The sequence below is a fragment of the Pseudomonas sp. 3HC3 genome, from assembly GCF_044904505.1.
Lineage (GTDB): Bacteria > Pseudomonadota > Gammaproteobacteria > Pseudomonadales > Pseudomonadaceae > Aquipseudomonas > Aquipseudomonas putida_Y.
Genome location: NZ_JADDRH010000005.1, coordinates 183646 through 197246 on the forward strand (window position 1 = coordinate 183646; position 13601 = coordinate 197246).

At 63.0% G+C, this 13601-nt stretch carries 13 protein-coding genes; 10 read left to right on the forward strand and 3 right to left on the reverse strand.

What is annotated here, in order from left to right; genetic code table 11:
- Positions 1-145 precede the first annotated feature (145 nt).
- Positions 146-691, forward strand: coding sequence for a tetratricopeptide repeat protein (locus tag INQ47_RS11165; RefSeq protein WP_252458611.1), 546 nt, complete (start codon positions 146-148; stop codon positions 689-691).
- 3 nt (positions 692-694) lie between these two features.
- On the opposite strand, the gene INQ47_RS11170 is transcribed toward INQ47_RS11165, so the two are convergent.
- On the reverse strand, positions 695-1021 hold the full coding sequence (locus INQ47_RS11170) for a DUF1820 family protein (protein ID WP_252458610.1): 327 nt from the start codon (positions 1019-1021) through the stop codon (positions 695-697).
- 232 nt (positions 1022-1253) lie between these two features.
- On the opposite strand from INQ47_RS11170, the gene INQ47_RS11175 reads away from it, so the two are divergent.
- Genes INQ47_RS11175 through lnt form a run of 4 tightly spaced genes read left to right on the forward strand, consistent with a single transcriptional unit; the run spans position 1254 to position 5109 of the window.
- Positions 1254-2252 (forward strand): PhoH family protein, encoded by a 999-nt coding sequence (locus INQ47_RS11175; RefSeq protein WP_404701689.1) that lies wholly within the window; start codon positions 1254-1256, stop codon positions 2250-2252.
- Positions 2245-2718: an rRNA maturation RNase YbeY gene (gene ybeY, locus INQ47_RS11180; RefSeq protein WP_404701690.1), complete on the forward strand. Its 474-nt coding sequence runs from the start codon at positions 2245-2247 to the stop codon at positions 2716-2718. Before INQ47_RS11175 ends, ybeY begins: the two co-directional genes overlap by 8 nt.
- A gap of 25 nt (positions 2719-2743) precedes the next feature.
- Positions 2744-3583 (forward strand): HlyC/CorC family transporter, encoded by an 840-nt coding sequence (locus INQ47_RS11185; protein WP_404701691.1) that lies wholly within the window; start codon positions 2744-2746, stop codon positions 3581-3583.
- Positions 3584-3591: 8 nt separating this feature from the next.
- A complete protein-coding gene (lnt, locus tag INQ47_RS11190) occupies positions 3592-5109 on the forward strand; it encodes an apolipoprotein N-acyltransferase (RefSeq protein ID WP_404701692.1) in 1518 nt (505 codons plus the stop codon).
- Positions 5110-5255: 146 nt separating this feature from the next.
- On the opposite strand, the gene INQ47_RS11195 is transcribed toward lnt, so the two are convergent.
- Together INQ47_RS11195 and INQ47_RS11200 are read right to left on the reverse strand one after the other, a co-directional pair.
- Positions 5256-6017, reverse strand: coding sequence for a YdcF family protein (locus INQ47_RS11195; RefSeq protein WP_404701693.1), 762 nt, complete (start codon positions 6015-6017; stop codon positions 5256-5258).
- Between the two features lie 134 nt (positions 6018-6151).
- Positions 6152-6466, reverse strand: coding sequence for a hypothetical protein (locus INQ47_RS11200; protein ID WP_252458607.1), 315 nt, complete (start codon positions 6464-6466; stop codon positions 6152-6154).
- Between the two features lie 226 nt (positions 6467-6692).
- Here INQ47_RS11200 and leuS point away from each other — a divergent pair, with 226 nt between their 5' ends.
- The 5 genes from leuS (at position 6693) to INQ47_RS11225 (ending at position 13579) form a co-directional block, all read left to right on the forward strand.
- Positions 6693-9299: a leucine--tRNA ligase gene (gene leuS, locus INQ47_RS11205; protein ID WP_404701694.1), complete on the forward strand. Its 2607-nt coding sequence runs from the start codon at positions 6693-6695 to the stop codon at positions 9297-9299.
- Positions 9300-9360: 61 nt separating this feature from the next.
- Positions 9361-9966: an LPS assembly lipoprotein LptE gene (gene lptE / locus INQ47_RS11210; RefSeq protein ID WP_004576919.1), complete on the forward strand. Its 606-nt coding sequence runs from the start codon at positions 9361-9363 to the stop codon at positions 9964-9966.
- A 39-nt stretch (positions 9967-10005) separates the two neighbouring features.
- On the forward strand, positions 10006-11043 hold the full coding sequence (gene holA / locus INQ47_RS11215) for a DNA polymerase III subunit delta (protein ID WP_404701695.1): 1038 nt from the start codon (positions 10006-10008) through the stop codon (positions 11041-11043).
- A 994-nt stretch (positions 11044-12037) separates the two neighbouring features.
- On the forward strand, positions 12038-12202 hold the full coding sequence (gene arfA / locus INQ47_RS11220; RefSeq protein WP_003257578.1) for an alternative ribosome rescue factor ArfA: 165 nt from the start codon (positions 12038-12040) through the stop codon (positions 12200-12202).
- A gap of 60 nt (positions 12203-12262) precedes the next feature.
- Complete coding sequence (locus tag INQ47_RS11225) at positions 12263-13579, forward strand: lytic murein transglycosylase (RefSeq protein WP_404701696.1); 1317 nt, start codon at positions 12263-12265, stop codon at positions 13577-13579.
- Positions 13580-13601: the final 22 nt, after the last annotated feature.

Consider the following 13601-nt stretch of genomic DNA (forward strand, 5'->3'; position numbering starts at 1 on the left):
ACAGGCAATAATTACGCACACACAATCAGCTGACTTCCCCAACCAAGCAGAAATTCGAGTAAAACTTTGTAAGGTTGGCGCTGCTTATCCCATAATGTGCCACCAGAGACATTGGCCGCAGCTTTGCAGAGGTAAGTCGATCCCCATGAACCGCACCGGCCGCGCCCTGACCCTGGGCTGCCTGTTGCTTCTTCAGCCCCTGCTGGCCCTGGCGGAGGGCGGTAACTCGTTGCTGATTCCGGCGGCGGGCCGCTGCACTTTGAATGTTCAGCCTGAAGACCTGGCAAACGCCCTCAAGGCCTGCGAGCAGACGGCGACTGCGGGGGATGCCCAGGCGCAATTCGAACTGGGCGAGTATTACTACACGCAAACGCCAAAAAACCTGGGCAAAGCCCTGGACTGGTTCCAGAAGGCTTCGCTGCAAGGCCATGCCGACGCCCAATACCGCCTGGGTGCCATGTTCTTCCATGGCGAAGGGGTCAAGGCCAACAACGTGCAGGCCTACATCCTGCTGAAGATGGCTGCGGTCAATGGCGCTGAAGATGCGCTGGACATGGCCGACGAAGTGACCGAGCAAATGCCCCGCGACGAACTGGAGCATGCCACCCAGGTGCTCGGCCAGATTTTCCGCAAGTACCTGCTGGAACTGCAAAACGCCGAAGGGCGCACGCCGTTCTCGCCGCTTCCCTGAAGGTCACTTTTCCGGCATTGGCATCGGGAACGGCATCACATTGCCGCCACCCTTGGCCTCGCTGATCTTCGCCGTGCCCAGGCGCTCCACCTCATCGATGCGCACAATCGAGTGCATTGGCACGAAACTGCGGACCACTCCGTCGAACTGGCTCTTGAGCTTCTCCTCACTCGGGTCCACTACCAGTTGCGAGCGTTCTCCGAACACGAACTCCTCGATCTCCAGAAAGCCCCACAGGTCACTCTGGTAGATCTGCTTGGCGTACATCTCGAAGACCTGGCCCTGGTTCAGGAAGATCACTTTATAGATGGCGGGTTCGGGTTTGCTCATGTTCGGTCAGATAACACATGCGTAAGAAATGATGGGCATGATACCTGTTCTGGCCTCTTCGCGGGTGAACCCGCGCCCCAAGGATCTCCACCGGATTTGGAGGTGCGGGTTCACCTGCGAAGAGGCCAGAACAGCCCGTACATACCGTTGAACGTTTCAGTGCTTTCGCCACTGCCATTCAAGGGTTATTCTTGAGTTCAACTCCATCGCCGTCGAGCGGCTAAAAACGACCTTGAACGCACCCATAGAACCCCATCGTTTCATCCTCGAACCCTTCGAGGCCCACCGTTTCGCCAACTTGTGCGGCCAGTTCGACGAGCACCTGCGCCTGATCGAGCAACGCCTGGCCATCGAGATCCGCAACCGCGGCAATCAGTTCGAACTGATCGGCGAACCCAGGACCACTTCTGCTGCCGAACAGCTGCTGCGCCGTCTCTATCGCGAGACCAAGGCCACCGACCTGTCAGCGGAAACCGTGCACCTGTACCTGCAGGAGTCGGCTGTCGAAAACATCGACAACCCGGCCGTCAACGAGGTCAGCGTGTCGCTGCGCACGCGCAAGGGCAACATCCGCCCGCGCGGGCTCAACCAGCAGCGCTACGTCAAGGAAATCCTGGCCAACGACATCAATTTCGGCATCGGCCCGGCCGGTACCGGCAAGACCTACCTGGCCGTAGCCTGCGCCGTGGACGCGCTGGAACGCGAACAGGTGCGCCGCATCCTGCTGGTGCGCCCGGCGGTCGAGGCAGGTGAAAAGCTCGGTTTCCTGCCCGGCGACCTGGCACAGAAAATCGACCCGTACCTGCGCCCGCTGTACGACGCCCTGTACGAAATGCTCGGCTTCGAACACGTGGCCAAGCTGATCGAACGCCAGGTGATCGAAATCGCCCCTCTGGCCTACATGCGTGGCCGCACCCTGAACAACAGCTTCATCATCCTCGACGAAAGCCAGAACACCACGCTCGAGCAGATGAAGATGTTCCTGACCCGCATCGGCTTCGGCTCTACCGCGGTGATTACCGGTGACATCACCCAGGTCGACCTGCCCCGCGGCACCAAGTCGGGCCTGGCGCACGTCATCGAGGTGCTGAAGGACGTTCCCGGGATCAGCTTTACCCATTTCCAACCCAAGGATGTGGTTCGTCACCCACTGGTGCAGCGTATTGTCGAAGCCTACGACCGCTTCGAAGCCCGCCAGCCCAAGCCCGAGGCGCCCGGCAAAGATGCTTGAACTTGATATCCAACGGGCCACGGATGCTGCCACTCCAGATGACGTCGCCTTTCGCCGCTGGTGCGAATTGGCGCTGCGCCAGCGCAGCGCCGACTCGGAAATGACCATTCGCCTGGTCGACGAAACCGAAGGCCGCGAGCTGAACCACACCTACCGGCACAAGGACTACGCGACCAATGTGTTGTCGTTCCCGGCCGATGTGCCCGATGACCTGCTCGATATCCCGCTGCTTGGCGACCTGGTGATCTGTGTCGCGGTGGTCGAGCGCGAAGCGGCCGAACAAGGCAAATCGCTGGAAGCTCACTGGGCGCACCTGGTCATCCACGGTTGCCTGCACTTGCTCGGCTATGACCACATCGAGGATGAGGAGGCCGAAGAAATGGAAAGCCTGGAACGGGAATTGCTGGCAGAACTGGGTCACCCCGACCCGTATGCCGATGATGAAACCGACACAATCACACACTGATACACGAAGGATCACGAGAACCGCCATGAGCGAAGATCGATCGAGCAACGGGCAGAAGTCCTGGCTGGGTAAACTGACCCAGGCTTTTGCCCATGAGCCGAAAAACCGCCAGGAGCTGCTTGAGCTGCTGCGCGAAGCCCATCAGAACAAATTGCTGGACAGCGAAGCGCTGACCATCGTCGAAGGCGCCATTCAGGTCGCCGACCTGCAGGTTCGCGACATCATGGTGCCGCGCTCGCAGATGAACAGCATCAAGGCCGGCCAGTCGCCTCGCGAATTCCTGCCGGCGGTGATCGACGCCGCGCACTCGCGCTACCCGGTAATCGGCGAAAGCCATGACGATGTACTCGGGATCCTGCTCGCCAAAGACTTGCTGCCGTTGATCCTCAAGGAGAACGGCGACAGTTTCAACATCAAGGACCTGCTGCGCCCGGCCACCTTCGTACCCGAGTCCAAGCGCCTGAACGTGTTGCTGCGTGAATTCCGCGCCAACCACAACCACATGGCCATCGTCATCGACGAATATGGCGGCGTGGCGGGCCTGGTCACCATCGAGGACGTGCTGGAGCAGATCGTCGGCGATATCGAAGACGAGCACGACGTCGAGGAAGACAGCTACATCAAACCACTGCCCAGCGGTGATTTCCTGGTCAAAGCGCTTACCCCGATCGAGAACTTCAACGAGTTCTTCGACAGCGAGTTCTCCGATGACGAGTTCGACACGGTCGGCGGCCTGGTGATGAGCGCCTTTGGCCACCTGCCCAAGCGCAACGAAACCACCGAGATCGGGTCTTACAAGTTCCGTATTCTCAACGCCGACAGCCGGCGGATACACTTGCTGCGCCTGACCCCGATCACCCATTAAGGACAAACATGCGTTGGCTCACCCGCCCCGGCTGGCCCGGTAACCTGCTGGCCCTGGCGGCCGGTGCTTCCACCCTCCTGGCCCTGGCGCCGTTCGACATCTGGCCGTTGGCGGTGTTGTCCATCGCGGTGCTCTACCTTGGCCTGCGCGAGCTCAGCCCGCGCCAGGCCATGTGGCGTGGCTGGTGGTTCGGGTTTGGCCTGTATGGTGCCGGCACCTGGTGGATCTACGTCAGCATGAACACCTACGGCGGCGCCTCGCCGCTGCTGGCAATCGTGTTGTTGCTGGTGTTCTTCGCGGCACTGGCCTGGTTCTTCGCCCTGCCCACCTGGCTGTGGGCGCGCTGGCTACGCCGCAACGAAGCACCACTGGCCGACGCCCTGTGTTTCGCCGCCCTCTGGCTCCTGCAAGAGGCCTTCCGCGGCTGGTTCCTGACCGGTTTCCCCTGGCTCTACGCTGGTTATAGCCAACTGGACGGCCCATTGGCCGGCCTTGCGCCGTTGGGCGGCGTATGGCTGATTTCCTTCACCCTCGCCCTCACCGCCGCCCTGCTGTGCAACCTGCACCGCCTGCGCACCCGCCCCTCGTTCCTGGCCGTGGCCAGTGTGCTGTTGCTGGCCCCCTGGGTGCTGGGCCTGACGCTCAAGGGCCATGCCTGGACCATTCCGGCAGGCGAGCCGCTGAAAGTGGCGGCGATCCAGGGCAACGTCGAGCAGGACCTGAAATGGGACCCCGCGCACATCGACGCGCAACTGGCGCTATACCGCGACCTGAGCTTCAGCTCCAGGCCGGTGGACCTGCTGGTGTGGCCGGAAACTGCTGTTCCGGTGCTCAAGGACCAGGCCCAGGGCTACATCGACGTGATGGGCCGCTTCGCCGCCGAGCGGCATTCGGCGCTGATCACGGGGGTGCCGGTGCGTGAAGAAGTGCACCACCAGCGCCGCTACTACAACGGCATTACCGTCACAGGCGAAGGCGATGGTACTTACCTCAAGCAGAAGCTGGTGCCGTTTGGCGAGTATGTGCCGCTGCAAGACGTGCTGCGTGGGGCCATCGAGTTCTTCAACCTGCCCATGTCGGACTTCGCCCGCGGCCCGGAAGACCAGCCGCTGCTGCAGGCCAAGGGCTACCAGATTGCGCCTTACATCTGCTACGAGGTGGTCTACCCCGAGTTCGCCGCCGGCCTGGCTGCACGTAGCGACCTGCTGCTGACCATCAGCAACGACACCTGGTTCGGCAAATCCATCGGCCCCTTGCAGCACCTGCAGATGGCGCAGATGCGCGCGCTGGAGGCCGGCCGCTGGATGATCCGCGCCACCAACAACGGCGTGACTGCACTGATCGACCCGTTTGGCCGCATTACCACGCAGGTTCCGCAGTTCCAGCAGGCAGTCCTGTATGGCGAAGTGGTGCCAATGCAGCAGCTGACGCCTTACCTGCAATGGCGCTCATGGCCGCTGGCAATTGTCTGTGCATTGCTGCTGGGCTGGGCGTTGCTGGCAGGGCGTATTGCAAAAACCGTCTGATTGGCGATACGCGGCCACTGTAGGAGCGGGTTTACCCGCGAATACGGTAGTGGCGGCAACGGTGAACGGCGGGTGGAGATTGGCCGGCAGGGCAGGCCCTTTCGCGGGCAAGCCCGCTCCTACAGGGGATTATGTAAGCCGGTGAATCAGTAAAACACCCGGTACCCCACCAACCCCACCACTTCATTAAGCAGTTGCCCGCTCTGCCACATCGCCCGGCTTTCTGGCAGCAGCCCGCCAAACGGCCGTGCATGATCGCGCCCCAGGAACCCTACCGGCGCCGGCACCACCTCGAACCCCGCCTTTTCAAAACTCCAGCGTGAGCGCTGCATGTGCCAGGCCTGGGTCACCAGCACCACCCGGCGAATTCCCAAAGGCTGCAGCACCTTTGCCGTCAGCTGGGCATTTTCCCAAGTCGTGCGGCTGGCCTCTTCGCGCCATTTCACCTCGACAGCGAAATCTTCACGCAGGCGATCAGCCATCAGTCTCGCCTCGCTGGGCGGCGTCCCGTAATGCAACCCGCCACTGGTCAACACTGGCAGGCCCGAGGCCTTGGCCAGGCGCGCCGCAAAGCGCATACGCTCCAGCGCCGTGGCCGTGGGCTGGTCACCGCCGCCCCAGGCCGGATCCCCGCGCTCGCGCCCAGCGCCCAGCACCACAATGGCATCCGCCTGGCTCGCCAGGCCGGCCCACTCGCTCACGGCCAGCGGCGGCTCACTTTCCAGCGCACGGGCGGTTTCCTGCACCACCAGCGGCAGGCTCATCAGCCACAGGCCACCCAACCCTACGGCAAAGCAAAGCGCCGCCAACCGTGGCCGCCGCGTGCGCAGCCACCAGGCCGCAAGCAGCAGCAAGAACAGCAGGCCCGGCGGCATCAGCCATTGTTTGATGAAGAATCGGATCGGCATCGGCCACACCTCCTTGGCAGGCGTGCAGCCTAGAAGGATCGACGCCGGTCAACAAGTGCGTACCGGCGTCGATCGTGAGTTATGTGATAGTGAAGAACCGGCGCGCGATGGCCTGCACCTGGCGTCCTGAACGGCTAGCGATGCGGCAGCGTCCTGGGTCTCGCCTTGCTGGCGGGGCGTTTCTTGTCCTTGAGCCAGATGATCTTGGCCGATGTCGGCTCCGCTTGTGGGTAACTGCCGACAGAGGCATTGTGGCGCTCCGGAAGGGAATCCAGGTAGGCCTTGATCACTTCAAACTCCGCGTGGCTCAGGCCACGCAACTCAAGCTCAGCTGGCATCTCGTCGCGCAATCGAACCGAAGTCCTGGCCGCTTCCAGTGCCAGGCCAAGCCGGTCGATCAGGCGCTCGTAAAGCTCCGGTCTGATTGCGGGTAGCTGCGTCTCTCCCATCCGTTCACCTCATTGAAGGTAAGAATATCCCCCCCACACCTGAGCTTAGCGTCGCTGCAAAAAGCAGCCGCGTGCCGCGACCAGCGGGCATTCGCAACGAAGGTTTCCCACGATACGCAGCGCTGCTGTATGCTACGGCGTTCACTCTAAACGACACCGGAGTGCCGGACGCAGCGAGGTTCCGCTGCCTGGAACAAGGTCTCTTCTCTCTCAGCCAAAAGTAGCCATGCACGAACAATACACGCCCCGTGATATCGAAGCCGCCGCCCAGAAGTTCTGGGACGAGCAACAATCGTTCGCTGTTACCGAACAGCCAGGCAAAGACACCTACTATTGCCTATCGATGTTCCCGTACCCGAGCGGCAAGCTACACATGGGCCACGTGCGCAACTACACCATCGGTGACGTGATTGCCCGCTACCAGCGCATGCTGGGCAAGAACGTCCTGCAACCGATGGGCTGGGACGCTTTCGGCATGCCCGCGGAAAACGCGGCGATGAAAAACAACGTCGCCCCGGCCAAGTGGACGTACGAAAACATCGACTACATGAAGACCCAGCTCAAGAGCCTGGGCCTGGCCATCGACTGGGCACGTGAAGTCACCACCTGCAAACCCGACTACTACCGTTGGGAACAGTGGCTGTTCACCCGCCTGTTCGAGAAAGGCATCATCTACCGCAAGAACGGTACCGTGAACTGGGACCCGGCGGACCAGACCGTACTGGCCAACGAACAAGTCATCGACGGCCGTGGCTGGCGTTCGGGCGCGCTGATCGAGAAGCGCGAAATCCCGATGTACTACTTCCGCATCACCGACTACGCCGACGAGCTGCTGGAGAGCCTCGACGAGCTGCCGGGCTGGCCTGAGCAGGTCAAGACCATGCAGCGCAACTGGATCGGCAAATCGCGCGGCATGGAAGTACAGTTCCCGTACGACCAGGCCAGCATCGGCCACGAAGGCACCCTCAAGGTCTTCACCACCCGTCCGGACACGCTGATGGGCGCCACGTACGTCGCCGTCGCCGCCGAGCACCCGCTGGCCACCCAGGCTGCACAGGGTAACCCGGCGCTGCAGGCGTTCATCGATGAGTGCAAGAGCGGCAGCGTTGCCGAAGCCGACATGGCCACCCAGGAGAAGAAGGGCATGGCCACTTCCCTGCTGGTCGAGCACCCGCTCACTGGCGAGAAGCTGCCAGTATGGGTCGCCAACTACGTGCTGATGCACTACGGTGATGGCGCGGTAATGGCCGTGCCGGCCCACGACGAGCGCGACTTCGAATTCGCCCACAAGTACAACCTGCCGGTCAAGGCCGTGGTGCGCACCAGCGCTGGCGACGAAGTCGGCAGCGAGTGGCAGGCCGCCTATGGCGAGCACGGCCAGCTGATCAACTCCGCAGAGTTCGACGGCCTGGACTTTGCTGGCGCCTTCGACGCCATCGAAGCGGCCCTGATCCGCAAGGAGCTGGGCAAATCGCGTACCCAGTTCCGCCTGCGCGACTGGGGTATCAGCCGCCAGCGCTACTGGGGCTGCCCGATCCCGATCATCCACTGCCCGTCCTGCGGCGACGTACCGGTGCCGGAAGACCAGCTGCCGGTCACCCTGCCGGAGAACGTGGTGCCGGACGGCGCCGGTTCGCCACTGGCGCGCATGCCTGAATTCTACGAATGCATCTGCCCGAAATGCGGTGCTGCGGCCAAACGCGAAACCGACACCATGGACACCTTCGTCGAGTCGTCCTGGTATTTCGCCCGCTACGCCTCGCCAAACTACGACAAAGGCCTGGTCGACCCCAAAGCCGCCAACCACTGGCTGCCGGTAGATCAGTACATCGGTGGTATCGAACACGCGATCCTGCACCTGCTGTACGCGCGCTTCTTCCACAAGCTGATGCGTGACGAAGGCCTGGTCACCTCGAACGAGCCATTCAAGAACCTGTTGACCCAGGGCATGGTGGTCGCAGAGACCTACTACCGCGTTGCCAGCAACGGCGGCAAGGACTGGTTCAACCCGGCCGATGTCGAGATCGAGCGTGATGCCAAAGCCAAGATCATTGGCGCCCGCCTGAAGACCGACGGCCTGCCGGTGGAAATCGGCGGCACCGAGAAGATGTCGAAGTCGAAAAACAACGGCGTCGACCCGCAGTCCATGATCGAAGCCTACGGCGCCGATACCTGCCGCCTGTTCATGATGTTCGCCTCGCCGCCCGACATGAGCCTGGAATGGTCCGACTCCGGGGTCGAAGGTGCCAGCCGCTTCCTGCGCCGTGTCTGGCGCCTGGCTCAGGCTCACGTCAGCCAAGGCCTGCCAGGCAAGCTGGATGTTGCCGCCCTGGACGACGCACAAAAGGTCATCCGCCGCGCCATTCACGCTGCCATCAAGCAGGCCAGCATCGACGTGGGCCAGTTCCACAAGTTCAATACCGCCATCGCCCAGGTGATGACCGTGATGAACGTGCTTGAAAAGGCCCCGCAAGCCACCGAACAGGACCGTGCCCTGCTGCAGGAAGGTCTGGAAGCCGTCACCCTGCTGCTGGCACCGATCACTCCGCACATCTCTCACGAACTGTGGCAGCAACTGGGCCATGCAGGCTCGGTGATCGATGCCACTTGGCCAAGCGTCGACGAGCAGGCGCTGGTGCAGGACACCATTACCTTGGTGGTTCAGGTCAACGGTAAACTGCGCGGCCAGGTCGAGATGCCTGCCGCGGCCAGCCGCGAGGAAGTCGAAGCCGCTGCCCGCAGCAACGAGAATGTCCTGCGCTTCATCGATGGCCTGACCATCCGCAAGGTCATCGTGGTACCGGGCAAGCTGGTCAACATCGTCGCCAACTGATGAAAACGCCCACCTGCATTGGCTGCGGGCGGGCGGAACAGGCCCAAAAGGGAGCAACAACATGATCAAACGCAATTTGCTGGTAATCGGCCTGGCGGTCATGCTCAGCGCCTGCGGTTTCCAGCTGCGCGGCACCGGCTCCACCGAGCTGAGCGTGAAGGAAATGGACGTCAGCGCGCGCAATGCCTACGGCCCGACTGTGGTCCAGTTGCGTGAAGTACTGGAACGTAGCGGCGTCAACGTGCACGCTGGCGCACCGTATCGCCTGGTGCTGACCAACGAACAGGAGCGCGAGCGCTCGGCTACCTACAACAGTGGCAACCGTACCGCCGAGTACGAGCTGACCACCAAGCTGGATTACAGCATCCTGGGCCTGAACAACCTGGAGCTGATGAGCGACAAGCTGGAGGTGCGCAAGGTCTACGTGCGTGACGGCTCTAACATCACCGGCTCCGAGCAGGAAGCCAAGCGCGCCCGCGAAGAAATGCGCCGCGACCTGGTCAACGCCATGGTCGTACGTTTGCAGATGCTGTCCCCGTCCCAACTGGATGAGCTGCAACGTAAAGCCGACGAGCGCGCCAAAGCCGAAGCTGCCGCGCTGGAGGCTGCCCGCCGCCAGCAGGCCGAGACGCCTCAGCAATCGCCACTGGAAGTGCCGGGCAACTAAGCCCGTGAGGGGCGCCCTCGGGCGCCCCGCCTGCTCCCCATGAAACTCGCCCCCGCCCAACTCAACAAGCACCTGCAAGGCGCCCTGGCACCGGTCTACGTGGTCAGCGGCGACGACCCGCTGCTGTGCCAGGAAGCCGCCGACGCCATCCGCAATGCCGCGCGTCAGCAAGGCTTCGATGAACGCCAGGTATTCAGTGCAGACGCCAACTTCGACTGGGGCACCCTGCTCCAGGCCGGTGCAAGCCTGTCGTTGTTCGCCCAGCGGCGCCTGCTGGAACTGCGCCTGCCCTCAGGGAAGCCCGGTGACAAGGGTGCTACCGCGCTGATGGAATACTGCGCCAACCCCGCCGAAGACACGCTGCTGCTGATCAGCCTGCCCAAGCTCGACAGCAGTGCGCAGAAGACCAAGTGGGGCAAGGCGCTGATCGAAGGCGCCCATTGCCAGTTCATCCAGATCTGGCCGGTGGATGTGCACCAGCTGCCTCAGTGGATCAATCAGCGCCTGCAACAGGCCGGCCTGTCAGCCCAGCGTGATGCCGTCGACCTGATTGCCGCGCGTGTGGAAGGCAACCTGCTGGCAGCCGCGCAGGAAATCGAAAAGCTCAAGTTGTTGGCCGAAGGCAGCCAGATCACCGTGGAAACTGTGCAGGCTGCCGTCGCCGACAGCGCCCGCTTTGATGTCTTCGGCCTGGTCGATGCCATTCTCAACGGCGAGGCTGCGCATGCCCTGCGCATGCTCGAAGGCTTGCGCGGTGAAGGTGTGGAGCCGCCCGTCATCCTTTGGGCCTTGGCCCGTGAGCTGCGCCAGCTGGCTGGGGTGGCCCAGCAGTTCAGCCAAGGCGTGCCATTGGACAAAGCGTTCAGCCAGGCCCGCCCGCCCATCTGGGACAAACGCCGACCGCTGGTCAGCAAGGCCCTGCAGCGCCTCTCGGCGCAGCGCTGGGCGCAACTGCTGCAGGATGCCCAGCGTATCGATGCGCAGATCAAAGGGCAGGCAGAAGGTTCGCCCTGGATTGGCCTGGCGCGACTGTCGCTGTTGATGGCTGGCCAGCGCCTGACCCTGCCGCCCATGTAGGCGCGGGTTTACCCGCGAAAGGGCCGGGGCTGCTGGCCAATCTCCACCGGCCGTTCACCGTTGCCGCCGCTACCGTATTCGCGGGTAAACCCGCCCCTACACCTGATCGGTGGAGGACACACATCAGGGGTTGAACACAGGCCGTCGCAGGGGCGGGTTTACCCGCGAAAGGGCCGGGCCTGCTGGCCAATCTCCCTGGCCGGTCACCGTTGCTGCCGCCACCGTATTCGCGGGTGAACCCGCTCCTACGCTGATCGGGGGTGGGCACTGATCGGTGGTTGGGCGCAGGCCGTCGTAGGAGCGGGTTCACCCGCGAAAGGGCCGGGCCTGCTGGCCAATCTCCACCTGCCGTTCACCGTTGCCGCCACTACCGTATTCGCGGGTAAACCCGCCCCTACGCTGATCGGGGGTGGGTACTGATCGGTGGTTGGGCGCAGGCCGTCGTAGGAGCGGGTTTACCCGCGAAAGGGCCGGGCCTGCTGGCCAATATCCCTGGCCGGTTACCGTTGCTGCCGCCACCGTATTCGCGGGTGAACCCGCTCCTACGCTGATCGGGGGTGGGCACAGATCGGTGGTTGGGCGCCGACCGTCGTAGGAGCGGGTTCACCCGCGAAAGGGCCGGGCCTGCTGGCCAATCTCCACCGGCCGTTCACCGTTGCCGCCGCTACCGTATTCGCGGGTAAACCCGCCCCTACACCTGATCGGTGGAGGACACACATCAGGGGTTGGACACAGGCCGTCGCAGGGGCGGGTTCACCCGCGAAAGGGCCGGGGCTGCTGGCCAATCTCCACCTGCCGTTCACCGTTGCCGCCGCTACCGTATTCGCGGGTAAACCCGCTCCTACGCCGATCGGGGGTGGACACTCATTGATGATTGGGCCCAGGCCCGCTCCTGCATAGCACCAGAGCCTCGATCATATACACAATCAATTGGCCCCCACCCCTCGGGGGGCCTACAGTGCGCCCGAAACCCACCCAACCCCGGGATACCGCCATGAGCAAAAAGCCGAAAAAGCACGGCCCCAACAAGGCCAAGTCCATCATCGCCCAGCCACTGTTCCGATGCCGCCAGGAACAACCGAACAAGGGCAAAGGCAGCTACCGCCGCGAAGCCTTCCAATCGAGAGATTGGGAGGCTTCCTACTTTTTGGCTGCATGAAAGCATCGCAAGCGCAGGCATGGTATGGTCGTCACCTGACCTGCAACTCTGGATCTGTGCATGCTCTTCCGTATTATCCCCCGCTGGGAAACCCGCCAGCTGATCGCGGCCTCCAGCTTCATCTTGCTCGTGGCCTGTGCGGAAAAGCCCACCGCCGCCGACGCGCTGCCGCTGGCCCCTGCCCAACCCAATCCAGTGGTGACCGTGCCCGGCGCAACGTCCGACGTCAGCACTGAAATCCAGCCTCTGCAAACCTTCGCCCAATGGCAAGCGGGCTTCCGCGAGCAGGCCCTGCAAGCCGGCATTTCGCCGAGCACCTTCGACCGCGCCTTCCTCGGTGTCACCCCTGACCTGGACGTGATCAAGGCAGATCGCAGCCAGCCGGAGTTCACCCGCCCGGTATGGGAATACCTCGAAGGCGCCCTGTCGCCCCTGCGTGTGCGCAACGGCAAGAAGCTGCTGGCGCAGAACGCTGAGCTGCTGACTCGCCTCGAGCAACAATATGGCGTGGACCGCCAGGTGCTGGTCGCGGTGTGGGGCATGGAAAGCAACTTCGGCCAGTTCCAGGGCAGCAAGTCGGTGATCCGCTCGCTGGCCACTTTGGCCTATGAGGGCCGCCGCCCACAGTTCGCCCAGGACCAGCTGATTGCCGCGCTGCAGATCATCCAGCATGGTGACATCCAGCCTGAAGCCATGCGGGGCTCGTGGGCCGGCGCCATGGGCCAGACCCAGTTCATCCCGACCACCTACAACACCCATGCCGTGGACTTCGACGGCGATGGCCGCCGCGACATCTGGAACAGCACACCAGACGCCCTGGCCTCAACAGCGCACTACCTGCAGAGTTCGGGCTGGAAACGCGGCCAACCGTGGGGCTTCGAGGTACAGGTGCCGTCTGATTTCGACTTCTGGCAGGCCGATGGCGCACAGCGCAAACCGGTGAGTGAATGGCTGGCGATGGGCGTGAAACTGCCAGCAGGCACCCGCCTGCCGGCAGGTAGCAACCAACTGTCTGCCGCCCTGCTGCTGCCGGCCGGTGCACGCGGCCCGGCGTTCCTGGTGCTGGACAACTTCCGCGCCATCCTCAAGTACAACAACTCGTCATCCTATGCCTTGGCAGTGAGCCTGCTCGGGGATCGCTTCAGCGGCTGGGGCTTCATTGCCGGCAGCTGGCCGAAAGAGGATCTGCCGCTCAGTCGCAGCGAGCGCATGGAGCTGCAGCACTTGTTGAACAGCCGCGGGCATGATGCGGGTAATGCCGATGGCATTATCGGGGCCAATACCCGCAAGGCGATCCGCAATGCCCAGCAAGGGCTGGGATGGCCGGCGGATGGATACCCGACCCATAAGCTGCTTGAGAACCTGCGCCAGCAGTAAGCATTTCGGGGCCGCTGCGCGG

Bases quoted from the DNA above. Each gene is read 5' to 3' on its own strand.
- arfA (WP_003257578.1), top strand. From the start codon at position 12,038: ATGAGCAAAAAGCCGAAAAAGCACGGCCCCAACAAGGCCAAGTCCATC.
- INQ47_RS11165 (WP_252458611.1), top strand. From the start codon at position 146: ATGAACCGCACCGGCCGCGCCCTGACCCTGGGCTGCCTGTTGCTTCTT.
- INQ47_RS11225 (WP_404701696.1), top strand. From the start codon at position 12,263: ATGCTCTTCCGTATTATCCCCCGCTGGGAAACCCGCCAGCTGATCGCG.
- INQ47_RS11185 (WP_404701691.1), top strand. From the start codon at position 2,744: ATGAGCGAAGATCGATCGAGCAACGGGCAGAAGTCCTGGCTGGGTAAA.
- INQ47_RS11200 (WP_252458607.1), bottom strand. From the start codon at position 6,466: ATGGGAGAGACGCAGCTACCCGCAATCAGACCGGAGCTTTACGAGCGC.
- leuS (WP_404701694.1), top strand. From the start codon at position 6,693: ATGCACGAACAATACACGCCCCGTGATATCGAAGCCGCCGCCCAGAAG.
- INQ47_RS11195 (WP_404701693.1), bottom strand. From the start codon at position 6,017: ATGCCGATCCGATTCTTCATCAAACAATGGCTGATGCCGCCGGGCCTG.
- lnt (WP_404701692.1), top strand. From the start codon at position 3,592: ATGCGTTGGCTCACCCGCCCCGGCTGGCCCGGTAACCTGCTGGCCCTG.
- lptE (WP_004576919.1), top strand. From the start codon at position 9,361: ATGATCAAACGCAATTTGCTGGTAATCGGCCTGGCGGTCATGCTCAGC.
- ybeY (WP_404701690.1), top strand. From the start codon at position 2,245: ATGCTTGAACTTGATATCCAACGGGCCACGGATGCTGCCACTCCAGAT.
- holA (WP_404701695.1), top strand. From the start codon at position 10,006: ATGAAACTCGCCCCCGCCCAACTCAACAAGCACCTGCAAGGCGCCCTG.
- INQ47_RS11170 (WP_252458610.1), bottom strand. From the start codon at position 1,021: ATGAGCAAACCCGAACCCGCCATCTATAAAGTGATCTTCCTGAACCAG.